The organism is Xanthobacter sp. 126 (genome assembly GCF_000526175.1).
In the GTDB taxonomy this organism is placed as follows: Bacteria; Pseudomonadota; Alphaproteobacteria; order Rhizobiales; family Xanthobacteraceae; genus Xanthobacter; species Xanthobacter aminoxidans.
This window is the reverse complement of sequence record NZ_JAFO01000001.1, coordinates 2,213,325-2,235,608: the sequence shown is the minus strand read 5'-3', so window position 1 is coordinate 2,235,608 and position 22,284 is coordinate 2,213,325. Positions and strand designations below refer to the sequence as shown.

18 protein-coding genes and 2 tRNA genes are annotated in these 22,284 nt (G+C 67.8%); 1 reads left to right on the top strand and 19 read right to left on the bottom strand.

Annotation, left to right across the window (positions count from 1 at the left end; translation table 11 throughout):
- Nucleotides 1–791: 791 nt before the first annotated feature.
- From XAN126_RS0110675 to XAN126_RS0110650, 6 genes are all read right to left on the bottom strand, one after another.
- A tRNA-Met gene (locus XAN126_RS0110675) sits at nt 792–868 on the bottom strand.
- A gap of 193 nt (nt 869–1,061) precedes the next feature.
- Nucleotides 1,062–1,409 carry an AzlD domain-containing protein gene (locus XAN126_RS0110670; RefSeq protein ID WP_024278587.1) on the bottom strand — a complete coding sequence of 116 codons (348 nt, stop codon included), beginning with the start codon at nt 1,407–1,409 and terminating at the stop codon, nt 1,062–1,064.
- Nucleotides 1,406–2,143, bottom strand: coding sequence for an AzlC family ABC transporter permease (locus XAN126_RS0110665; RefSeq protein ID WP_245272239.1), 738 nt, complete (start codon nt 2,141–2,143; stop codon nt 1,406–1,408). Before XAN126_RS0110665 ends, XAN126_RS0110670 begins: the two co-directional genes overlap by 4 nt.
- A 161-nt stretch (nt 2,144–2,304) precedes the next feature.
- Nucleotides 2,305–2,389: transfer RNA gene (locus XAN126_RS0110660), tRNA-Leu, on the bottom strand.
- A 173-nt stretch (nt 2,390–2,562) separates the two neighbouring features.
- Nucleotides 2,563–2,988 carry a DoxX family protein gene (locus XAN126_RS0110655; RefSeq protein WP_024278585.1) on the bottom strand — a complete coding sequence of 142 codons (426 nt, stop codon included), beginning with the start codon at nt 2,986–2,988 and terminating at the stop codon, nt 2,563–2,565.
- Between the two features lie 134 nt (nt 2,989–3,122).
- A complete protein-coding gene (locus XAN126_RS0110650; protein WP_024278584.1) occupies nt 3,123–3,521 on the bottom strand; it encodes an iron-sulfur cluster assembly accessory protein in 399 nt (132 codons plus the stop codon).
- Between the two features lie 280 nt (nt 3,522–3,801).
- On the opposite strand from XAN126_RS0110650, the gene XAN126_RS27090 reads away from it, so the two are divergent.
- The gene (locus XAN126_RS27090; protein WP_024278583.1) at nt 3,802–7,584 is read left to right on the top strand and encodes a bifunctional diguanylate cyclase/phosphodiesterase; all 3,783 of its coding nucleotides are present in this window, start codon (nt 3,802–3,804) and stop codon (nt 7,582–7,584) included.
- Between the two features lie 15 nt (nt 7,585–7,599).
- Here XAN126_RS27090 and XAN126_RS0110640 read toward each other — a convergent pair whose 3' ends face one another.
- The 13 genes from XAN126_RS0110640 to nuoF all read right to left on the bottom strand — a co-directional run bounded on the left by XAN126_RS0110640 (nt 7,600) and on the right by nuoF (nt 22,283).
- Nucleotides 7,600–7,869, bottom strand: a complete 270-nt coding sequence (locus tag XAN126_RS0110640; RefSeq protein ID WP_024278582.1) for a DUF1467 family protein — start codon at nt 7,867–7,869, stop codon at nt 7,600–7,602.
- A gap of 151 nt (nt 7,870–8,020) precedes the next feature.
- Entirely contained in the window at nt 8,021–8,425 is a 405-nt protein-coding gene (gene mce, locus XAN126_RS0110635; RefSeq protein WP_024278581.1) for a methylmalonyl-CoA epimerase, read from the bottom strand.
- 85 nt (nt 8,426–8,510) lie between these two features.
- The gene (locus XAN126_RS0110630; protein ID WP_024278580.1) at nt 8,511–10,181 is read right to left on the bottom strand and encodes a ribonuclease J; all 1,671 of its coding nucleotides are present in this window, start codon (nt 10,179–10,181) and stop codon (nt 8,511–8,513) included.
- Nucleotides 10,182–10,392: 211 nt separating this feature from the next.
- The gene (locus tag XAN126_RS0110625; RefSeq protein ID WP_024278579.1) at nt 10,393–11,160 is read right to left on the bottom strand and encodes a biotin--[acetyl-CoA-carboxylase] ligase; all 768 of its coding nucleotides are present in this window, start codon (nt 11,158–11,160) and stop codon (nt 10,393–10,395) included.
- 3 nt (nt 11,161–11,163) lie between these two features.
- Nucleotides 11,164–12,594: an NADH-quinone oxidoreductase subunit NuoN gene (gene nuoN, locus XAN126_RS0110620; protein ID WP_024278578.1), complete on the bottom strand. Its 1,431-nt coding sequence runs from the start codon at nt 12,592–12,594 to the stop codon at nt 11,164–11,166.
- A gap of 16 nt (nt 12,595–12,610) precedes the next feature.
- On the bottom strand, nt 12,611–14,122 hold the full coding sequence (locus XAN126_RS0110615; RefSeq protein WP_024278577.1) for an NADH-quinone oxidoreductase subunit M: 1,512 nt from the start codon (nt 14,120–14,122) through the stop codon (nt 12,611–12,613).
- A gap of 2 nt (nt 14,123–14,124) precedes the next feature.
- The gene (gene nuoL, locus XAN126_RS0110610) at nt 14,125–16,050 is read right to left on the bottom strand and encodes an NADH-quinone oxidoreductase subunit L (RefSeq protein ID WP_024278576.1); all 1,926 of its coding nucleotides are present in this window, start codon (nt 16,048–16,050) and stop codon (nt 14,125–14,127) included.
- Between the two features lie 4 nt (nt 16,051–16,054).
- Entirely contained in the window at nt 16,055–16,363 is a 309-nt protein-coding gene (gene nuoK, locus XAN126_RS0110605) for an NADH-quinone oxidoreductase subunit NuoK (RefSeq protein ID WP_024278575.1), read from the bottom strand.
- Nucleotides 16,364–16,374: 11 nt separating this feature from the next.
- The gene (locus XAN126_RS0110600) at nt 16,375–16,983 is read right to left on the bottom strand and encodes an NADH-quinone oxidoreductase subunit J (protein WP_024278574.1); all 609 of its coding nucleotides are present in this window, start codon (nt 16,981–16,983) and stop codon (nt 16,375–16,377) included.
- A gap of 197 nt (nt 16,984–17,180) precedes the next feature.
- Nucleotides 17,181–17,669 carry an NADH-quinone oxidoreductase subunit NuoI gene (nuoI, locus tag XAN126_RS0110595; protein WP_024278573.1) on the bottom strand — a complete coding sequence of 163 codons (489 nt, stop codon included), beginning with the start codon at nt 17,667–17,669 and terminating at the stop codon, nt 17,181–17,183.
- A gap of 43 nt (nt 17,670–17,712) precedes the next feature.
- Nucleotides 17,713–18,732, bottom strand: coding sequence for an NADH-quinone oxidoreductase subunit NuoH (nuoH, locus tag XAN126_RS0110590; RefSeq protein ID WP_024278572.1), 1,020 nt, complete (start codon nt 18,730–18,732; stop codon nt 17,713–17,715).
- Between the two features lie 50 nt (nt 18,733–18,782).
- A complete protein-coding gene (nuoG, locus tag XAN126_RS0110585; protein WP_024278571.1) occupies nt 18,783–20,861 on the bottom strand; it encodes an NADH-quinone oxidoreductase subunit NuoG in 2,079 nt (692 codons plus the stop codon).
- Nucleotides 20,862–20,978: 117 nt separating this feature from the next.
- Complete coding sequence (gene nuoF / locus XAN126_RS0110580) at nt 20,979–22,283, bottom strand: NADH-quinone oxidoreductase subunit NuoF (RefSeq protein ID WP_024278570.1); 1,305 nt, start codon at nt 22,281–22,283, stop codon at nt 20,979–20,981.
- Nucleotide 22,284 lies beyond the last annotated feature (1 nt).

The following is a 22,284-nucleotide window of genomic DNA, read 5'->3' as shown; positions in this document are numbered from 1 at the left end:
CGCCGGCGCGCGGCATGTGGTCGAGGTGCCGGAGCTGCGTATCGTCCCGCCCGAGCTGTGGGACCAGGTGCAGCGCCGACTCACCGGGCGGGGTCCCAACGCACCTATGCAGCGCAAGCCTCGGCACCTGCTCTCCGGGCTCTGCCGGTGCGGTACCTGTGGGGGCTCCTTCATCGTGGCCGCCCCGAACAAGCTCGGCTGCTCCACCCGGCGGGAGAAGGGCACCTGCGACAACCGCCGGCTCATCTCGCTCAAGATGCTGGAGCAGCGGATCCTCGGTGCCCTGGAGGAGCACCTCCTCCACCCTGACGTACTGGAGCGGGTGACCGCGGCCTATCTCGCCGAGCGCCGCCGGCTCCGCGCCGACTCAACGAGAGCGGAAGCGCAGCGCCTGAAGCGGCTGGGGGAAATCGAGCGCGAAACCACGCGAATCGTGGACACCATCGCGAAGACCGACCTTCCGGACCCCACCGCGCTGGTGGCGCGCCTCAACACCCTCACGGCAGAGGCGAAGACGCTGCAGGTGAAGGCGGAGGGGACGGAGCCGGACGTGATCGAGTTCCACCCGGCCATCGTCAGCCGCTATTCGGAGATCGTGCGCAAGCTTCGGGCCGAGATCGAGAGCCGGCCGGCCGAGGAGCGTGCGCCCGTCATGGAGATGGCACGCCGGCTCATCGAGCGCGTCGTGATCTTTCCGAACGATAATGTGGGGGAAAGGGACCTGGAACTACACGGCACCCTCGCCGCGCTGTTAGGCGCGACAGAGGGAAACCGAGATAGTATGGGTCGAATGGTTGCGGGGGCAGGATTTGAACCTGCGACCTTCAGGTTATGAGCCTGACGAGCTACCGGGCTGCTCCACCCCGCGTCAGAACCGAGAGTTTGCCGGCGAACCGGTGTTCGGCGAGGCGTATGTAGCAACCCCCGCCCCCGATGGAAAGGGCACGGGCGATAATTTGTGGTCTCGCCCCCCTGCCCTGTGGACGACGCACGCCTCGCGATACCACTCGCCCCGCGTCAAAGCCTTGCCCCGCAAGCTGCAGTGCGGAGATCGCCGCGTTTCAGCCGTGGAGAAAATAAGCGCCGCCCATGAGCACGATCTCGCCCACCACCACCCCGGCGAACACCGAGCGGCGCACCACAAGGAAGCCCGCCACCCCTGCGAGCACGGCCCCGAGGCGCAGCGCCAGCGGAACCTCGGCGAGGACGCCGGCCGGCGCGAACAGGAGCCGCGCGATCACCGCAGCCAGGAGGGCGGTGGCCACCGCCCGCACCCAGTGAAAGACGGTGCTGCCCTCCTCCACGCGGCGACCGGCAATGACCGCGAGGGTGCGCCACACCTCCGTCGGCAGGAAGCCGAGGAGAATCACCAGCAGCAGGGCGGTGCCCTCGCTCATCGGGGCGATCATCGACGCCGCTCCAGCAGGCGGCCGGCGATGAAGGCGAGCGTGCCGCCGCCGATGCCGGAGATCATCAGATCAAGCCCGCCCCCAAGGTTCAGCGTCAGCGGCATCAGGATGAGGCCGGCGGCAAGCGCCAGCCAATCGGTGGCGGAAACGGCGTTGCGCACCATCAGCACGGTGAAGGACAGGGGCGTGAGCAGCAGCAGCCCGGCAGCGATCCAGCCCGGCACCTCGCCGGCCATGGTGTAGCCCGTCACCGTGCCGAGGCAGCTCACGCCGATCAGCGAGAGGCCGAGCCCCAGCGTGAAGGGCACGCGCGCCTCACCGGGCAGGTGCGGCAGCATGCGGAGCCCTTCTAGCCAGACCGTCATCGCGACGAAATGGGCGCAGACCAGCTCCCAGAACAGACTGCGGCGCGGCCCGCGCATGTAGGGTGCCACCGAGACCACCATGGGCAGGAGGCGCATGGAGGAGAGCCCGACGGCGAGCGCGATGGCCGGCAGCGCCGTGCCCGCCGCAAGGCCGCCGATGAGGATCAATTGTGCCGGCAGGGCCCACACGAGCAAGGTCGAGGCGATACCGGCCCCGAGGGGAAATCCCACCCCATGCAGCACCGCGCCGAAGCCCAGATAGCTCGCGAACAGCACCAGCGCAGGCACCGACACGGCCTTGCGCATGCCCTGGAGGAAATACACCGGCGGCGCATGATGCGCATGGTGAAGGGAAGGCGGGGCGTTCACGAGGGAGGATCCGGGGCGAGGGGCAGATGGGCGCACGGGTCGCCCATAGCAGGGCGAATGCCTCCAAATAGCAGCTTCGCCCGAAGCCGGGGAGTGATCCCGCCGCAGGGCGCTAGCGCCGGCCATGCGGGAACGGAACGTCTGGTACGGGAATCTACGGCTGGTGCGGACGGCGGGACTCGAACCCGCACGCCTTGCGGCGCAAGATTTTAAGTCTCGTGCGTCTACCGGTTTCGCCACGTCCGCTATACCAGGCGCGGGGCCCGGCTGACGTGTCTTAGAGCATGTTTCGCGGCGGGAGTGTACCTCCTGCCGCGCCGGCTTCCACCGTGACCCGGCAGGTGCCGATGGGCTCGTGCCGTCAGGCGCGGGGTCGCGCTTCGCGCCGTCTCAGGCGCGGGGTCGCGCTTCGCGCCGTCTCAGGCGCGGGGTCGCGCTTCGCGCTCCAGGCGCCAGCACAGGATGGCACCGATCATCAGGCCACCGATCAGGCTGATGTGCTCCACCACCACGTGGAACTCGAACAGGCGCTGCTCGCCCTGCATGGTCCAGAAGGGATGGGCGATGGGAATGGTCAGCGCGGTGAACACCGCCAGCATCCCGAAGCCGAGCCAGGCCATGCGGTTGGCGATGACCATGGCCGAGCCGCCGAGCAGCACGACGATGGCGAGCGGCACGAAGAACAGGGCCGGTTTCACGCCGAAGAACTCGAACAGCGCCAGCGCCCCACCGAAGTTGAACAGCTTGTCCAGGCCCGCGCCCCAGAAGATGAAGGTGAGCAGGGCACGGGCGACGATGCCGAATGCGGGGCTCGACAGGAAGGCGGCGATGGGACGAGGGGTCAAGATGGCACCTGTGGGCAGTTATGGCGGCGCGCAACCGCCGGCCGAAGCCGGCATCCGCGCGATATGCCACTCTTGCCGCGGCCAAACTGAACGGAGGCTGAACCGCCCTGCCCCGTTCGGCGCAGAAGCGCCCCTCAGGACGCGTCGGCAGCCGCCGGCGTGATGGCGACGGATTCGCCGCAGCCGCAGGAGGATGTCTGATTGGGATTGTTGAAGACGAACTGGGACGAGACCTTGTCCGTCTTGAAATCCATCTCGGTGCCGATGAGGAAGAGCACCGCCTTGGAATCCACCACGACCTTCACGCCCTTGTCTTCGACCACGGAGTCGAGCGGGGCCACATCGGTGGTGAAATCGAGCTTGTAGGACATGCCGGCGCAACCGCCGTTCTCGATGCCCACCCGAACCGCGGTGCCCGGCTCGGCATCGGCGAGAATCTCGCGCAGGCGCTCGGCGGCGATGTCGGTGATGCGGATGACCGGCGGCGGGCTGCGCCGGGCGGGGCGCACGGGGGGTGTTTCAGCGACACTCATGGCAGACCTCCAGACCCGGCCGATTCAAGGTCGGCGGGCCAGCTCCCTACAAATGGTGGATGATCGCGGCAGGAGCAAGTCTCAGGATCGAGTCTTGCGATAAGGTATCGGCGGAAGGCTCTGGCCGCCGGGTAGTGGCTTTGCCGGCATTTGGCAGGTATTCTACAACCTTATCGAAGGGAAATTCCGCGATTTCGCTTTTTCCCACCAACGGCCAAGATATAGGTCTCGAAGCGGCGGCGGCTTGACTGCCGGATCGAGGGCAGCAGGACGAGGCATCATGAGGGCGCAACCGGCCAAAGGGCGGTTCCGCGCGGCGACCGTGCTCACGGCGGTGGCGGCGCTGTGGAGCCGTGCGGCCGAAGCGCAGCCCTCCCTCGCCACCGGCGGCTTCGGCGGCGCGCCGACGCTCAAGACCACCCTCATCGCCCTCGTCGCCGCAGCCGTGATCGGCACCGCAGCGTTCATGGCGACGCTCCTCGTCGCCCGGCGCCGGGCGGCGGCCGCAACGATGGCCCGGACCACCACCGACGTGGCTCCCGCGCCGCGCAGGACCGGCACGGTCGGTGTTGCCCCCGGTGTGCCGAACTCCATCGGCGCCATGCGCGCCGTGCTCCTGCTGCTGGGCCTCGGCGCCATCCTTCTCGTGGTGACGGTGCTCGTCTATCAGGCGAGCGTGCAGTCGGCGCTCTCCGAAACACGCAAGCTGCTCGGCACCCTGGCGGAGGTGCAGGTGCGCAACCTTGCCCAGGAGCGCCAGCGCCTGGAGACGGGCGCGCTGGCGCTAGGATCGAGCCGATTCCTCGCCGACGACGTGGCCGGCTGGCACGGCGAACCCTCCTCCGAGCGGCGGGAGCGCCTGCGCCTGCTGCTCGGCGAGAGCGCGCGCGCCTTCGGCTTCACCGGAGCCGAGCTGTGGGCCAACAACGGCGCCTTCATCATGGCCTCCGGCGCGGAGCCCGGCCGGCCTGATATGGCGGAGATGGTGCGGCAGGTGGCGGCCACCGGCCAGATGGCGGAAGCCCCGCCGCCACGCGATTCCACACGGGCCGGGGGCTTCGCCTTCCTGGTCAACGTGCCGGTGCGCGACGCCGAGCATGACCCCTGCTGCGTGCTGTTCCTGCAGTCGGCGGTGCGGCCGGAAGCCCATCCCATGCTCTCGGCCGTGTTCCGCACCGCCCGCAGCGCCGAGGCGCTGCTGGTGGGACCCGACCCGCGCGGCGGCGTGCGCGTCACCTCCGCCGTCTCGCGCGACCAGGCCGCGCCGCTGCCGCGCACCTTCGTGGCCGACCCCTACCCCTTTGCCGCCGCCAGCGACCGCCCGGGCCAGAGCGGCGCGGGCAGCGATCCCTCCGGGCGTGCCGTGCTGGCGGTGCGGACACCCATCCCCGGGGACCAGTCCTCCCTCGTGCTGAAGGTGGACCGCGACGAGATCCTGGGCGGCGCCCGCACCTCCGCCTTCTTCTCGGCGGCGCTTGCCTGCGTGCTGCTGCTGCTCGCGGTGGCGGTGGGGCGTGGCCTGCTGCAGAAATCGCGGATGCGCGAGGCGGCGCGCGAGCTTTCGGCCGCCCGCGCGGTGGGCGAGGCCGAAGCGCGCTTCCGCGCCGCCTTCGACCAGGCCGCCACCGGCATCCTCCACCTCGACCTCGACGGTACCATCCTGCGGGCCAACGGCAAGGCCTGCCGCATGCTCGGCCGGCCGGCGAGCGCGCTGATCGGCGAGCGCATGTGGCACTTGCGGGAGCCGGACCCCGCCTCCGGCGGCGCCGATGTGATCGGCCCGCTCCTCGACGGCCGGTCGGCCGAGATCGAGACGGAGGAAAGCCTCGTGCGCCCGGACGGCTCGGCCGTCTGGCTGGCCTTCACCTTCTCGCTGGTGCGCAACGCGGATGGCGCGGCAGACCACCTCCTGCTGGTGGCGCAGGACATCTCCGCCCGTCGCGCCGCCGAGGCAGCCCTGCGCGAGAGCGAGGAGCGCTTCGGCCTCGCGGTGAAGGGCTCGGACCAGGGCGTCTGGGATCTCAACATCCGCACCGGCAGCCTCTATCTCTCGCAGCGGGCGCGGGAGATGCTCGGCGTGGGCGCCGACGAGGCCGTGGACATCAAGCGGCCGTGGCACGAATTGCTGCACCCGGACGACCGCCGCAAGGTGGCGGCGGCGTGGAAGGCCTTCCTGAGCGGAGGGGCGCCCACGCTGGAGCTGGACATCCGCCTGCGCCGGCCGGACGGCAGCTATCACGACTTCCGCTGGCACGGCCTCGCCGCCCGCGACGCCGCCGGTGCCCTCAGCCGCGCCGTCGGCCTCCTCGCCGACATCACCAGATCGAAGCACACCGAGCGCCACCTCAAGCTCGCCGCGGCCGTGTTCGCCAATTCCTATGACGGGCTGGTGGTGACGAATCTCAAGTCCGAGGTGTCCGCCGTCAATCCAGCCTTCTCGCGCATCACCGGCTACAGCGAGGAGGAAATCCTCGGCCAGAACATGCGCCTCCTTCATTCCGGCCGGCACGACCGCGACTTCTACCGCAGCCTGTGGAGCGAGCTGACCACCGCCGGCTCCTGGCAGGGCGAGATCTGGAACCGCCGCAAGAACGGCGAGATCTTCCTCCAGCAGCTCAACATCACCACGGTGTATGACGACAGCGGCGCGGCCCAGAATTTCGTCGGCGCCTTCCAGGACATCACCCAGGCCAAGCATTCCGAGTTCGAGCTGGACCGTATCGCCCACTACGACCCGCTCACCGATCTGCCGAACCGCACGCTCCTCGCCTCGCTGCTCGACCTCGCGCTGAGCCGGCCCGGATCGCGCTGCGCGGTGCTGTTCGTGGACCTCGACCGCTTCAAGACCGTCAATGACAGCCTCGGCCACATGGCCGGCGACGCCGTGCTCCAGATGGCCGCCCGCCGCATTCAGGACGAACTGGAAGCCGGCGCCACGCTCGGGCGCCATGGCGGCGACGAGTTCGTCATCATCCTCGAGGGCATCTCCGGGCCGGAGGATGCCGCCACCCTCGCCAACCACGTCATCCAGGAGATGGGGCGCCCCTTCTCCATGCCCGGAGGCGGCGAAATCTATCTCGGCGCGAGCGTCGGCATCAGCCTGTTCCCGGAGGATGCCGAGACGCCGGCGAGCCTGCTCCAGCACGCGGATTCAGCGCTGGCGGAGGCGAAGTCCCACGGCCGCGGCGGCTACGCCTTCTATACCCAGGCGCTCACCCGCGGCGCCCGCGTGCGGATGGAGATGGAAGCGGACCTGCGGCGCGCCCTCGCCCGCGACGAGTTCATCCTGAACTTCCAGCCGGTGGTGAACCTCGCCACCGGCCGCATCACCGGCACCGAGGCGCTGGTGCGCTGGCAGAGCCCGACCCACGGCCTCGTGACCCCCAACCGCTTCATCCCGCTGGCCGAGGAGACCGGTCTCATCGAGCCTTTGGGCAATTGGGTGATGGAGGCCGCCTGCCGGCAGATGGCCGAATGGCTCGACAAGGGCGCCGACCTCGACTTCATCGCGGTGAACCTGTCCCCGCGCCAGTTCCAGCGCGGCGCCCTGTGCGAGTTCGTGGACGACGTTCTGCGCCGCACCGGCCTGCCGGCGCACAAGCTGGAGGTGGAGATCACCGAGAGCCTGCTGTTCGACGCCCGCGCGGCAGCCGAGCGCAAGCTGCGCCAGCTGAAGGACACCGGCGTGCGCATCGCCCTGGACGATTTCGGCACCGGCTATTCCTCGCTCGCCTATCTCAAGCGCTTCCCCATCTCCAAGCTGAAGATCGACCGCAGCTTCGTGCGCGACCTGCCCCGCGCCGCCGACGCGGAGATCGCCACCGCGATCATCTCCATCGCCCGCGCGCTGGGCTTCTCGGTGGTGGCGGAGGGGATCGAGGACCCGCGGCAGCACGACTTCCTGAAGGCGCGGGGCTGCGACTTCGGCCAGGGCCACCTGTTCAGCCGCGCGGTCACGGGCGACCGCCTGCTGCGCCTTGCGCTCAGCGGCCCTCTGGCGCCGGGGCCGGCCCCGGGCGCGCCGCGCGGCGCGGGCCCGATCAGCAGCACGTCCCTGCACTGATGCCGGAAGGTGGGCCTATTCCGCGGTCTTGAAGGGCAACGGAATGTCTTCCAGTGCGATGATGCCGCTGGTCATGACGTAGACGATGCCGGCGGTGACCACGAGCGCGATGAGGCTGGTGGCGATCACCTTGTAGAGCATCAACGGCCGCACCGGCGCGCCGGGATCGGTGCCCGGCGTGACGTCCGCGCTCTCGGCCTGGGAGCGCACGCCCCATGGCAGCACGGCGAACAGGCTGGTCCACCACACGATGAAATAGATGGCGACGACGGCACCGATCGACACGGCGTCTTCCTTGACTGGCGGCGCCGGGGTCCCGGCGCCGCGAATGGAATTTCCTGCCATCAGCACCGGTCTTCGACCGGCGCCAAATGGGCTCGCTCAGGCGCCGCGCGGGCTGGGCACGGCCCGTGAGACAAGCTCGCGGGCCTTTGCCTCAGGCCTGCTCCAGCTCCACCAGCGTGCCGTTGAAGTCCTTCGGGTGAAGGAACAGCACCGGCTTGCCGTGGGCGCCGATCTTCGGCTCACCGGAGCCGAGCACGCGCGCGCCCTTGGCCTTGAGCTGGTCGCGGGCGACGATGATGTCGTCCACCTCGTAGCACAGATGGTGGATGCCGCCGTCCGGATTGCGCTCCAGGAACTTGGCGATGGGCGAATCCACCCCGAGCGGCTCCAGGAACTCGATCTTGGTGTTGGGCAGGTTCACGAACACCGTGGTCACGCCGTGCTCCACCTGAGGCACGGCGGCGGAGACCTCCGCGCCGAGCGTGTCGCGATAGAGCGCCGAGGCGGCCGCGATGTCGCGCACCGCAATGGCCACGTGGTTGAGCCGTCCGATCATGTTTCCCTCCGGTTCGTCACCGATCCATAGCGCAACGGGGCGGGCCGAGAAACACGACCTCCGCAGGAGAGAAGGTGGAGAGAACTCACACCTCCAGCACGTGGACGTGGCAGACCGGCTTCTTGCCCCACACCGCATTGACCGCCGAGCGCACGGCCCGCTCCAGGCTCTCCGCCAGCGCTTCCGGGTCGCGGCGGCGGGCCTTGGGCAGATTGTCGAGTGTGGCAACCACCGTGTCGAGCACGTGGTCGAGCATGTCCACGCCCCCTTCCCCGCGCTCCGGCACGCCGGTGATCTCGACGGAGGGATCGCCGGCAAGGCCGCCCTGCTTGTTCACCGCGACGGCGATGGAGATGGCGCCCACGAAGCTCAGCTTGCGCCGCTCAGGAATGGCGCGCGCGCCTTCGGCCAGCAGCAGGCGGCCGTCCTTGTAGAGGCGGCCGAAGGGCACGTCGTCCACCCGCTCGGCCGGGCCGGGCGCGAGGCGGATGACGTTGCCGTCATAGCAGTTCAGCACCTCCGGCACGCCGAGGCGGCGGGCGAGCAGAGCGTGCTCGTGCAGGTGCAGCGCCTCGCCATGCACCGGGATCGCCACCTGCGGGCGGATCATGCGGTACATCTCCTCCAGCTCGCCGCGCCGGGGATGGCCGGAGACGTGGACGAGGGCGGTGCGATCGGTGATGACCTCCACCCCGCGCTTGATGAGCGCGTTGACGATGTGGTTCACCACCTTCTCGTTTCCGGGAATGGTGCGCGAGGAGAACACCACCTGATCGCCCGGCGAGAGGGCGATCTCGGGATGGTCGTCATCGGCGATGCGGCGCAGCGCGGCGCGCGGCTCGCCCTGGCTGCCGGTGAGGATGGCCACCACCCGCTCGCGGGGCAGATATCCATAGGCGTCCGCACCGCGGAAGGCGGGAATGCCGTCCAGAAGCCCCTGCTCGCGGGCGACGCCGATGACGCGCTCGAGCGCCCGGCCGACCAGCACCACCTCGCGGCCATTGGCATAGGCCGCCTCGGCGATGCCGCGGATGCGGGCCACGTTGGAGGAGAAGGTGGTGAAGGCGATGCGGTGCTTCGCCTTGGCGACGATGGCCTTCAGCGAGGCTCCCACGTCGGCCTCGGACGGAGAGATGCCGTCGCGGATGGCGTTGGTGGAATCGCAGATGATGGCGCGCACGCCCTCATCGCCCAGCGCCTTCAGCCGCGCGATGTCGGTGGCTTCGCCGACCAGAGGCGTCGGGTCGAGCTTCCAATCGCCCGTGTGCACCACCAGCCCCGCCTTGGTGCGGATGGCGAGGGCGTGGCTGTCGGGAATGGAGTGCGACACCGGCACGAATTCGACGCTGAACGGCCCGATCTGCACCGGCTGGCGCGCGCGCACCACCTCGATGGGCAGTTCGGAGGGAGCGCCGGGCTCCCCTGCCCGTTTTGCTTCCAGCAGGCCGGCGGTGAAGCGGGTGGTGTAGATGGGGCACTTGAGGCGCGGCCAGAGGTCCAGCACCGCGCCGATATGGTCCTCATGACCATGGGTCAGCACGAGGCCGGCGATCTTCTTGCGCTCGGATTCCAGGAAGCGGATGTCGGGCAGCACGAGGTCGACGCCGGGCGCCTCATCCCCGGCGAAGCTCATGCCGAGGTCGACAATGAGCCATTCCCGCGCCTTCTTCGGGCCGAAGCCGTAGAGGCCGAGGTTCATTCCGATCTCGCCCACGCCGCCGAGGGGCGCGAAGACCAGTTCTTCCGAGGGTGCCATCAAAGGGTCACTTCCAAACGCGGCGCCCGCAATCCCGGCTGCCCCGGAGCGCGTCTGCCCCGGGACGCACCGACAGCGCGTGGCGCGCCAAACACAAACAGCCCCACGGCGCGGGGCTCATGAAAAGGCGGGCGGCCGCATGATGGAGGCGCGCCGCCGCAATGCAAGCCTTCAGCACACGCGCGCGACGATACGCACGTGCGCGGGCAAGTCAGTCCGGCTTGCCGAGGGAGACATCGCCCGCGGTGATGATCTCGGCCACGCCGTCGCGACGCCGCAGCATCATGGCGCCGCGGGTGTCGATATTCTCGAAGCGGCCCACCACCTCGCGCTCGCCGATCTTGACGCTCACCTGATCGCCCATGCCCAGGGCGTGGCGCATCCAGTCCGAGCGAATGGCGGGAAAGCCGGCGCCGGCGTTCCACTGGTTGAGACGAACCGCCATGGCAAGGTCGAGCGCTTCCAGCATCCGGTCGGGCGCGGTGGGCGCGCCCAGCGCCTCGAGGCTGGTCGCTTTGTAGGGCAGGTCCTCGGGATGGTGCAGGCAGTTGACGCCGAAGCCGATGACCGCCGCCGGGCGTCCGTGCGGATCGGTGCCGCCCTCCACCAGGATGCCGGCGATCTTGCCGCCGTCGATCAGGAGATCGTTCGGCCACTTGAGCTTCATGTTGTCCGTCGCGATCTGCGGCGCGGCGGAGATCACCGCGTCACGCAGCGCAAGGCCGGCGACGAAGCAGAGCTGTGCAAGGTTCGCCACCGGCGCCGGATTGGGCAGCACGAGGGTAGCGAAGAGATTGCCGAGCTCAGACGTCCACGGACGGCCACGGCGTCCCCGCCCGGCCGTCTGGATGTCGGCGACCAGCCACACCGGGAAGGTCTCGCCCCGCTGCAGGCGTGCCATCCCCTCGGCGTTGGTGGAGCCGATCTGGGTGAAGCGGACGATGGGAACCGTGGAACCCTGGAATTCGTAATGAGCCATCGTTCAGAAAAGCGAACGGGCGGCGACACTCGCTGCCTCGATAAGAGGAGCGGGATAGACGAAATAGAAGATGGTGAAAAGCCCGCTCACCGCCAGCACCGCCTTCAGCTCGGTCGGCATGGGATCGAAGGCGTCCACCGGCTCGTCAAAATACATGATCTTGACGACGCGCAGGTAGTAGAAGGCACCCACCACCGAGGCGAGCACGCCCACCACGGAGAGGCCATAGAGGCCCGCCTGGATGGCGGCGACGAAGACGTAATACTTGGCGAGGAAGCCCGCGAGCGGCGGGATGCCGGCCAGCGAGAACATGAGCGCGCCCAGCATCAGCGCCATCAGCGGGTTGCGGCGGGCAAGGCCGGCGAGATCATCCACCGTCTCCACCGCCTGGCCCTTGCGGCGCATGGTGAGCACGCAGGCGAAGGTGCCGAGCGTCATCATCAGGTAGATGGCCATGTACAACAGCACGCCGCGCACGCCCTCGGCGGTGCCAGCGGCGAGGCCGACGAGGGCGAAGCCCATGTGGCCGATGGAGGAGTAGGCCAGCAGTCGCTTGATGTTGCGCTGGCCGATGGCGGCGAAGGCGCCGAGCACCATGGAGGCGAGCGACACGAAGGCGACGATCTGCTGCCACTGATGCGAGACGTGGGGGAACGCCTCGATCAGCACGCGCACGAAGATGGCCATGCCGGCGACCTTCGGGGCGGAGGCGAAGAAGGCGGTGACCGGGGTGGGCGCGCCTTCATAGACGTCCGGCGTCCACATGTGGAACGGCACCGCCGACACCTTGAAGCACAGGCCCGCCACCAGGAAGACGAGGCCGAAGATGAGGCCGATGCTCGGCTCCTTCGCGATCGACGCGATCTGCAGGAAATTCACCGAGCCGGTGAAGCCGTAGATCAGCGAGGCGCCGTAGAGCAGCATGCCCGAGGAGAGCGCGCCGAGCACGAAATACTTCAGGCCCGCCTCGGTGGAGCGCACCGAGTCGCGGTTGATGGCGGCCACCACATAGAGCGAGAGGCTCATCAGCTCGAGGCCGAGATAGAGGGCGATGAGGTCGCCGGCCGACACCAGCATGAACATGCCGAGCGTGGCGATCACCACCAGCACCGCATATTCGAACTTCGCCGGCTTCTCCCGCGCCTGCCAGTCCACGGACATGATGAGGGAGACCAGCGCGCCGATGGAGACCAGCACCTTCATGAAGCGGCCGAAGGGGTCGATCACCAGCGAGCCGTTGAAGGCGGAGATTTCGGCGCCCGGCTGAAGCAGCACCAGCACGCCCGCTGCGGCGAGCACCGCGATGGCAAGGCCCGTGACCAGATTGGCCGAGCCCTCCCCGCGGAACGCGCCGATGAGGATCAGCGCGATGGCCGAGACGGCGAGCACCAGTTCCGGCAGGACCGCGCCGAGGGGAGGCAGGAGCTGCGACATGAGGCGTCCTCGAAAATCAGAAGCTCAGCAGCAGGGCGGTCTTTACCGCGCCCGCCACGGAATCGGTGCGCGCGACGACCGCGTTCACCGCATGGGATGTCATGTTGAGGATGGGCGCGGGCCACACGCCGAACAGGATGGTGAGGATCACCAGCGGGACCATGATGGCGATCTCGCGGGGCGAGAGATCCATCATGGACTTCAGCTTCTCCTTCTCCAGCGGGCCGAACACCACGCGCCAGTAGAGCCACAGGGCGTAGGCCGCGGAGAGGATGACGCCGGTGGCCGCGAAGAAGGCAACCCAGGTGTTCCGCTCGAAGGCGGCGAGCATGGTGAGGAACTCGCCGATGAAGCCCGACGTGCCCGGCAGGCCCACATTCGCCATGGTGAACACCATCAGCACCGTGGCGTAGAGCGGCATGCGCTTCACGAGGCCGCCATAGGCGGCGATCTCGCGGGTGTGCAGCCGGTCGTAGATCACGCCGACACACAGGAACAGCGCGGCCGAGACGAAGCCGTGGGAGATCATGAGGAACATGGCCCCCTGCAGGCCCGCCTCGTTCATCGCGAAGATGCCCATGGTCACGAAGCCCATGTGGGCGATGGACGAATAGGCGATGAGCTTCTTGATGTCCTCCTGCACCAGCGCGACGAGCGAGGTGTAGATGATGGCCACCACCGAGAGGGTGAACACCAGAGGCGCGAAATAGTGGCTCGCCTCCGGGAACATGGGCAGCGAGAAGCGCAGGAAGCCGTAGCCGCCCATCTTCAGGAGCACGCCGGCCAGGATGACGGAGCCGGCGGTGGGCGCCTCCACGTGGGCGTCGGGCAGCCAGGTGTGCACCGGCCACATGGGCATCTTCACCGCGAAGGAGGCGAAGAAGGCGAGCCAGAGCCAGTACTGCATGCCCGACGGGAAGCCGAACTGCATCAAAGTGGGCACGTCGGTGGTGCCGGCCTTCCAGTACATGGCCATGATGGCGAGCATCATCAGCACGGAGCCGGCCAGCGTGTAGAGGAAGAACTTGAAGGCCGCGTAGATGCGGCGCGGCCCGCCCCACACGCCGATGATGAGGAACATCGGGATGAGGCCGCCCTCGAAGAAGAAGTAGAAGAGGACGAGGTCAAGGGCCGTGAAGGTGCCGAGCATCATGGTCTCGAGCACCAGGAAGGCGATCATGTATTCCTTCACCCGCTTATGCACGCTCTCCCAGGAGGCGAGGATGCAGAAGGGCATGAGGAAGGTGGTCAGGATGACGAAGGGCAGCGAGATGCCGTCCACGCCCATGTGGTAGGAGGCGAGATCGCCGAGCCACGCCTTCTTTTCCACGAACTGGAAGCCGGGCGCCGCCGAGTCGAAACCCGGCAGCAGCAGCAGCGACACCAGGAAGGTGACGAGCGTGGTCCACAGCGCCACCCAGCGGGCGTTGCGCGCGGAGACGTCGTCGTCGCCCCGCACCACGAGGATGAAGAGCGCCCCGACCAGCGGCAGGAAGGTGACGACGGAGAGGATGGGCCAGTCGGTCATCGTCACACTCCGGCGAACATGAACCAGGTGATGAGGGCCGCGACGCCGATCAGCATCACGAAGGCGTAGTGGTAGAGGTAGCCGGTCTGCAGCCGCACCACCCCGCGGGTGATGTCGAGCACGCGGGCGGAGACACCGTCCGGTCCCAGCCCATCGATGATGGTGCCGTCACCGCGCTTCCACAGGGTGCGGCCGAGCCAGAGGGCCGGGCGCACAAAGAGGAAGTTGTAGATCTCGTCGAAGTACCACTTGTTCAGGAGGAACTGGTACAGCGCATCCTGCGACTTCGCGAGCGCCGGCGGGATCTTCGGGTTCACGAGATAGAACCAGATGGCGATCAGCGATCCCACCACCATCATCACCGTGGGGGCGAAGGCCGCCCAGCCGGGGATGTCATGCATGGCGTGGAGAATGTGGTTCTCCGCGCCCATGAAGATGGAATGGCGGAAGAAGTCGTGCACACCCTCGCCCACGAAGATGCCGTGGAAGGCCCAGCCCGCGAAGATCGCGCCGAGGGACAGCACGCCAAGCGGGATGGTCATCACCAGCGGGCTCTCGTGCGCGGCCTCATAATGATGATGGTCGTGCGGGTGACCCCAGAAGGTGAGGAAGATGAGGCGCCAGGAATAGAAGGCGGTGAGCGCCGCGGCGATCACGGTCATCCAGTAGCCGTAGACGTGGAAGTAGTTGTGGCTCGCATAGGCCGCCTCAATGATGGCGTCCTTGGAGTAATAGCCGGCGAGGAAGGGGAAGCCGGTGATGGCCAGCGTGCCGATCACCATCACCCAGTAAGTGTAGGGGATCTTCTTCCGAAGGCCGCCCATGTGCCGCATGTCCTGCTCGTGGTGCATGGCGTGGATGACAGAGCCGGCACCGAGGAACAGCAGCGCCTTGAAGAAGGCGTGCGTGAGCAGGTGGAACATGCCGATGGAATAGGCGCCCGCGCCCATGGCCACGAACATGTAGCCGAGCTGGGAACAGGTGGAATAGGCGATCACCTTCTTGATGTCGTTCTGCACCAGACCGACGGTGGCGGCGAAGAAGGCGGTGGTCGCGCCCACCAGCATCACCACGTTGAGCGCGGTCTGCGACAGCTCGAAGATGGGCGACATGCGCGCCACCATGAACACGCCGGCGGTCACCATGGTGGCGGCGTGGATGAGGGCAGAGACCGGGGTCGGGCCTTCCATCGCGTCCGGCAGCCAGGTGTGCAGCAGGAACTGGGCCGACTTGCCGCACGCGCCGACGAACAGCAGCAGGGCGATCACGGTCGGCGCATCCCAGTGGTGGCCGAGGAAGGGAATGGTCTTGCCGGCAAGGCCGGGAGCGGCCGCGAACACCTGCTCGAAGCTCACCGAGTTGGTCATCACGAACAGGGCGAAGATGCCCAGCATGAAGCCGAAGTCACCCACGCGGTTCACCACGAAGGCCTTCATGGCCGCCGCGTTCGCCGAAGGCTTCTCGTACCAGAAGCCGATGAGCAGATAGGAGGCGAGGCCCACACCCTCCCAGCCGAAGAAGAGCTGGAGCAAATTGTCCGCCGTCACCAGCATGAGCATGGCGAAGGTGAACAGCGAGAGATAGGCGAAGAAGCGCGGCCGGCTCGGATCCTCGTGCATGTAGCCGATGGAGTAGAGATGGACGAGCGAGGACACGGTGGTGACGACGATCAGCATGATCACCGTCATGGTGTCGATGCGGAACGCCCAGTCGACCTTGAGGTCGCCCACATAGATCCACTTCATCACCTGCACGCGCGTGTCGTGGTCGCCGAAGCCGACCGAGAAGAACGCGATCCAGGAGAGCAGGCACGCGACGAACAGGAAGGAGGTGGTCACCACCTCGCTGGCGCGGTCACCGATCTTCTTGCCGAACAGGCCGGCGATGAGGAAGCCGAGAAGGGGGAGGAAGACAATCGCCTGATACATGGCCTCAGCCCTTCATGGCGTTGATGTCCTCGACGGCGATCGAACCGCGGTTGCGGTAGAACACCACGAGGATGGCGAGGCCGATGGCCGCCTCGGCTGCGGCGACGGTGAGCACGAGCAGCGCGAACACCTGGCCCGTCAGGTTCCCGAGGAAGGCGGAGAACGAGACGAGGTTGATGTTCACGGCGAGCAGGATCAGCTCCACCGACATGAGGATGACGATGACGTTCTTCCGGTTGAGGAAGATGCCGAGCGTCCCGAGCGTGAACAGGATCGCCGCGACGGTCAGATAGTGGGAGAGACCGATGTCCATGCCCATCCCCCTCAAAGGCCCTGGCCGGGACGCACCTTCACCACCTCGATGGTGGAGGAGCGCGTCACCTGAGCCGTGATGTTCTGCCGGCGCACGTTCACCTTGTGGCGCAGCGTGAGCACGATGGCGCCGATCATGGCGACGAGCAGCACGAAGCCGGCGGCCTGGAAGAAGTAGATGTAGTCCGTGTAGAGCACGGCCGCGATGGCGCGCACATTGCTCTCGGTGGCGATGCCGCCCGGCGCCGACTTCACCGCGGAGGCGACCCCGGGGCCGGTCGCCCATGCGCCGACCACCAGCACCAGCTCGGCGAGGAAGATCATGCCGACCACCACGCCCACCGGCAGATATTGCAGGAAGCCCTGGCGCAGCTCCACGAAGTCCACGTCGAGCATCATCACGACGAAGAGAAAGAGCACCGCCACCGCGCCCACATAGACCACCACCAGGATCAGCGCGAGGAACTCGGCGCCGATGAGGATGAAGAGGCCCGCCGCGTTCACGAACGCGAGGATGAGGAACAGAACCGACTGCACCGGGTTGCGGGAGGAGATCACCATGAAGGCGGACGCCACCAGCACGAAGGCGAAGAGATAGAAAAACGCTGCCGCGACGCTCATGCGCGTAGCCCCCCTGCCCGCGGCGCGTCCGCGCCGGTCATGTCCGGCCCCGCAAGGCGGCCGGCCCCTCTGATGTCCTGACGCATCCCGAAAACCCGACGCATCCCGAAAGTCCGATCTATGGCGCCGCGCGCATGGCGCGTCGCCGGTCCCGTTTCAGAAGGCCGGCAGGATGCCGGCCATGTTCATTTCGCCGCTCAGCGGTACGGCGCATCGAGCGCGATGGACCGCGCGATCTCGCGCTCCCACCGGTCGCCGTTCGCGAGCAGCTTTTCCTTGTCGTAATAGAGTTCCTCGCGCGTCTCGGTGGCGAACTCGAAGTTCGGTCCCTCGACGATGGCATCCACCGGGCACGCCTCCTGGCAGAAGCCGCAATAGATGCACTTCACCATGTCGATGTCGTAACGCGTCGTGCGGCGGGTGCCGTCGTTGCGGCGCGGGCCGGCCTCGATGGTGATGGCCTGCGCCGGGCAGATGGCCTCGCACAGCTTGCAGGCGATGCAGCGCTCTTCCCCGTTGGGATAGCGGCGCAGGGCATGCTCGCCGCGGAAGCGCGGCGAGAGCGGGCCCTTCTCGAAGGGATAGTTCAGCGTCGCCTTGGGCTTGAAGAAATAGCGCATGGCGAGGAAGAAGCCCGAGACGAGCTCGGTGAGAAAGATGGCGCGCGCGGCCTGATCGAGCTTCACAGGCGCTCTCCCCGAAGGCTGTGCGAAAGGGCGGAAGGGACGGTCATTGCGGCGCCGTCCCGGTGAAGTGCAGCACGCCCGCGACCACCACGACGGCGACGAGGGAGATCGGCAGGAACACCTTCCAGCCGAGCCGCATGAGCTGGTCGTAGCGATAACGGGGCACCATGGCCTTGGCCATCGCGAACAGGAAGAACATGAAGCAGAGCTTGATGACGAACCACACCAGCCCCGGCACCCAGGTGAAGGGCGCGAACGGGATGGGCGAGAGCCAGCCGCCCAGGAACAGGATGGTTCCCATGGCGCACATGGTCATGATCGCCACGTACTCGCCGAGCATGAACAGCAGGTAGGGCGTCGAGCCGTATTCGGTCATGAAGCCCGCCACCAGCTCCGACTCTGCTTCCACGAGGTCGAAGGGCGGCCGGTTCGTCTCGGCCAGGGCCGACACGAAGAAGATGACGAACATGGGCAGCAGCGGCAGCCAGTACCAGCCGAGGAAGCCGAAGCGGCCGTTCTGCGCCTCGACGATTTCGGAGAGGTTCAGCGAGCCCGCGCACATCAGCACGGTGATGATGACGAAGCCGATGGAGACTTCGTAGGACACCATCTGCGCCGCCGAGCGGAGCGCGGCGAGGAAGGGATACTTCGAGTTCGAAGCCCAGCCGCCCATGATGATGCCGTACACGCCGAGCGACGAGATGGCGAAGATGTAGAGCACGCCGACGTTGAGATCGGCGATGACCCAGCCCTGCGCGATGGGCACCACCGCCCAGGCGGCGAGCGCGAGCACGCAGGTGACGAGCGGCGCGAGCAGGAAGATCGCCTTGTTGGAGCCCGACGGGATGGTCGGCTCCTTCAGCACGAACTTCAGAAGGTCGGCGAAGGACTGGAAGAGGCCAAACGGCCCCACCACGTTGGGGCCGCGGCGCAGTTGCACCGCCGCCCAGATCTTGCGGTCCGCCAGCAGGATGAAGGCGATGAAGATCAACAGCGCCACGAGCAGAGCAAGGCTCTGCCCGAGGATGATGAGCACCTGGATGAGGGTGTCCTGCCAGTTCATGTCCGCGTTTCCGTGAAGCTCGCAGCCGTCCGGTTCACCGTGCCCATCGCCTACTCCGCCGCTTCCGCCGCCGCCGCAAGGCGCAGCGCGGAGCATTCGGCCATCACGGCGGAAGCCCGCGCGATGGGGTTGGTGAGGAAGAAGTCCTCGATCAACGGCGCGAACGCCGCCTTGTCCACGCCGCCGCCGACACCCGCGAGGGTCGACACGGCGCCCGCGTCCGCCACCGCCGCCTCGTCGATATGGCCGAGGTGGGGATAGGTGGAGACGAGCTGGGCGCGCAGCGCCTGCATGTTGTCGAACGGCAGGGTCTGGCCCAGCACCTCGGAGAGCGCCCGCAGGATCGCCCAGTCCTCGCGCGCCTCGCCGGGCGGGAAGGCGGCGCGGTTGGCGAACTGCACCCGGCCTTCCGTGTTCACATAGATGCCCGACTTCTCGGGATAGGCGGCGCCGGGCAGGATCACGTCCGCCCGGTGGGCGCCGCGATCGCCATGGGTGCCGAGATAGATGACAAAGGCACCGGGGGCGACCTCCACCTCGTCCGCGCCCATCAGGAAGGCCACGTCCAGCGCGCCGGGGGCGGTCATTCCAGCCACGTCCAGCCCGCCCGAACCGGGGACCGCGCCCACATCGAGGGCGCCGACGCGGGAAGCCGCTGTGTGCAGCACGCCGAAGCCGTTCCAGCCATCCTTCACCGCGCCCACCGCCACCGCCACGCGGGCGGCGAGCGAGAGCACAGCCGCGCCGTCCGGCCGCGCCAGCGCGCCCTGGCCGACGATGACCAGCGGCCGCTCGGCCTTGCGCAGGATGTCTCCGAAAGCGGACGAGCCGGCGAGGTCGGCGAGGCTGTCGGGGCCGGCGCCGAGATAATCATAGGCGTAGGTGAGGTCCACCTTGGCGCCGATGAGGCCGATCTTCAGCCCGCCCTGGCGCCAGCGCTTGCGGATGCGCGCATTGATGACGGACGCCTCATGCCTGGGGTCGGTGCCCACGAGGAGGATGGCGTCGGCCTGCTCGATGCCGGCGATGGTGGGGTTGAACACGTAGGACGCGCGGCCGAGCGCCGGATCGAGCTTGGCGCCATCCTGGCGCGCGTCGATGTTGGCGGAGCCGAGCTTGCCCATGAGCGTCTTGAGGGCGAACACCTCTTCCACGCTGGCGAGGTCGCCGATGAGCGCGCCGATCTTCGCGGGGGCAGTGCCCTTCACCTTGGCGGCGATGGCGGCGAACGCCTCGCTCCAGGTGGCTGGCACAAGCCGGCCGTCCTTGCGCACATAGGGGCGATCGAGCCGCTGGACCTTCAGGCCGTCCCAGACATAGCGGGACTTGTCGGAGATCCACTCCTCGTTCACCGCGTCGTTGTTGCGCGGCAGGAAGCGCATGACCTCGCGGCCGCGGGTGTCGATGCGGATGTTGGAGCCCACCGCGTCCATGACGTCGATGGACTCGGTCTTGATCAGCTCCCACGGCCGGGCGTGGAACTGGTAGGGCTTGTGGGTCAGCGCACCCACCGGGCAGAGATCCGCCACGTTACCCTGCATCTCGGAGCGCATGGCGTGCTCGAGATAGGTGGTGATCTCCATGTCCTCGCCGCGGCCGATGGCGCCGAGGTCCGGCACGCCAGCCACTTCCGTCGAGAAACGCACGCAGCGGGTGCACTGGATGCACCGGTTCATGGAGGTCTTGACCAGCGGGCCGATGTACTTGTCTTCCACGGCGCGCTTGTTCTCGGCGAAGCGCGAGGTGTCCGCGCCATAGGCCATGGCCTGGTCCTGCAGGTCGCACTCGCCGCCCTGATCGCAGATCGGGCAATCCAGCGGGTGGTTGATGAGCAGGAACTCCATCACCCCTTCACGGGCCTTCTTCACCATGGGGCTCTTGGTGAGCACCACGGGCGGCTCGCCGTTGGGGCCGGGGCGCAGGTCCTTCACCGCCATGGCGCAGGACGCCGTGGGCTTGGGCGGACCGCCCTTCACTTCCACAAGGCACATGCGGCAATTGCCGGCGATGGACAGCCGCTCATGGAAGCAGAAGCGCGGAATCTCGACGCCCGCCGCCTCGCACGCCTGAAGCAGCGTGTATTCGGCAGGTACATCGACCTCGGTTCCGTCGACGACGATCTTCGCCATCACTTCCACCTCACCTTGAACCGCGCCGGGCGCGGCCGGAGCCGGACGCATGGCGTCCGCTCCCTGAGACAACTCCCCTCCCCGCCCGTCGCGTCAGCGCGCCCGGCGGGGTGCTCTTCACTCCGCCGCGACCGGAACCACCGGCTCCGGATGCGGGTTGGCGGCATACTGGTCGATGCGCGCCTCGATCACATGACGATAGTGCCGGATGAGGCCCTGCACCGGCCACGCGGCGGCATCGCCGAGCGCGCAGATGGTGTGGCCCTCGATCTGGGTGGTGACTTCCAGCAGCAGGTCGATCTCGCGCTTCTGGGCGCGGCCCTCGGCCATGCGGTTCACCACGCGCCACATCCAGCCGGTGCCCTCGCGGCACGGCGTGCACTGGCCGCAGCTCTCGTGCTTGAAGAAGGCCGAGATGCGGGCGATGGCCTTGATGATGTCCGTGGACTTGTCCATCACCAGCACGCCGGCCGTGCCGAAGGACGACTTCACCGCGCGGGTGCCGTCGAAGTCCATGATGAGGTCTTCGCACTGCTCGCCGGGGATCACCGGGCAGGACGCGCCGCCGGGGATGATGCCGAGCAGGTTGTCCCAGCCGCCGCGAATGCCGCCGCCGTGCTTCTCCACGAGCTCCTTGAAGGGGATGCTCATGGCCTCCTCGATCACGCAGGGCGTGTTCACATGGCCGGCGAGGGAGAACAGCTTGGTGCCCACATTGTTGGGGCGGCCGATGGAGGAGAACCAGGCCGCGCCGCGCCGCAGGATGGTGGGCGCGACCGCGATGCTCTCCACGTTGTTCACCGTGGTGGGGCAGCCATAAAGACCCATGTTCGCGGGGAACGGGGGCTTCAGGCGCGGCATGCCCTTCTTGCCCTCGAGGCTCTCCAGCAGCGCGGTTTCCTCGCCGCAGATATAGGCGCCGGCACCGTGGTGCACATAGAGGTCGAAGGGATAGTCGTGGACGTTGTCCTTGCCGATGAGCCGGGCCTCGTAGGCCTGATCCACCGCCGCCTGCAGGCGCTCGCGCTCGAAGATGTATTCGCCGCGGATGTAGATGTAGGCCGCATGGGCGCCCATGGCGAAGGAGGCGATCAGGCAGCCCTCGATCAGCGTATGCGGATCGTTGCGCATGATCTCCCGGTCCTTGCAGGTGCCGGGTTCGGATTCGTCGGCGTTCACCACGAGATAGTGGGGGCGGCCATCGGACTGCTTGGGCATGAAGGACCACTTCATGCCAGTGGAGAAGCCGGCGCCGCCACGGCCGCGCAGGCCCGACGCCTTCATCTCGTTGATGATCCAGTCGCGGCCCTTCTCCAGGATGGCCTTGGTGCCGTCCCAGTTGCCGCGCTTGAGGGCGCCCTCAAGACCGAAGTCGTGGAAGCCGTAGAGATTGGTGAAGATGCGGTCCTTGTCGGCGAGCATG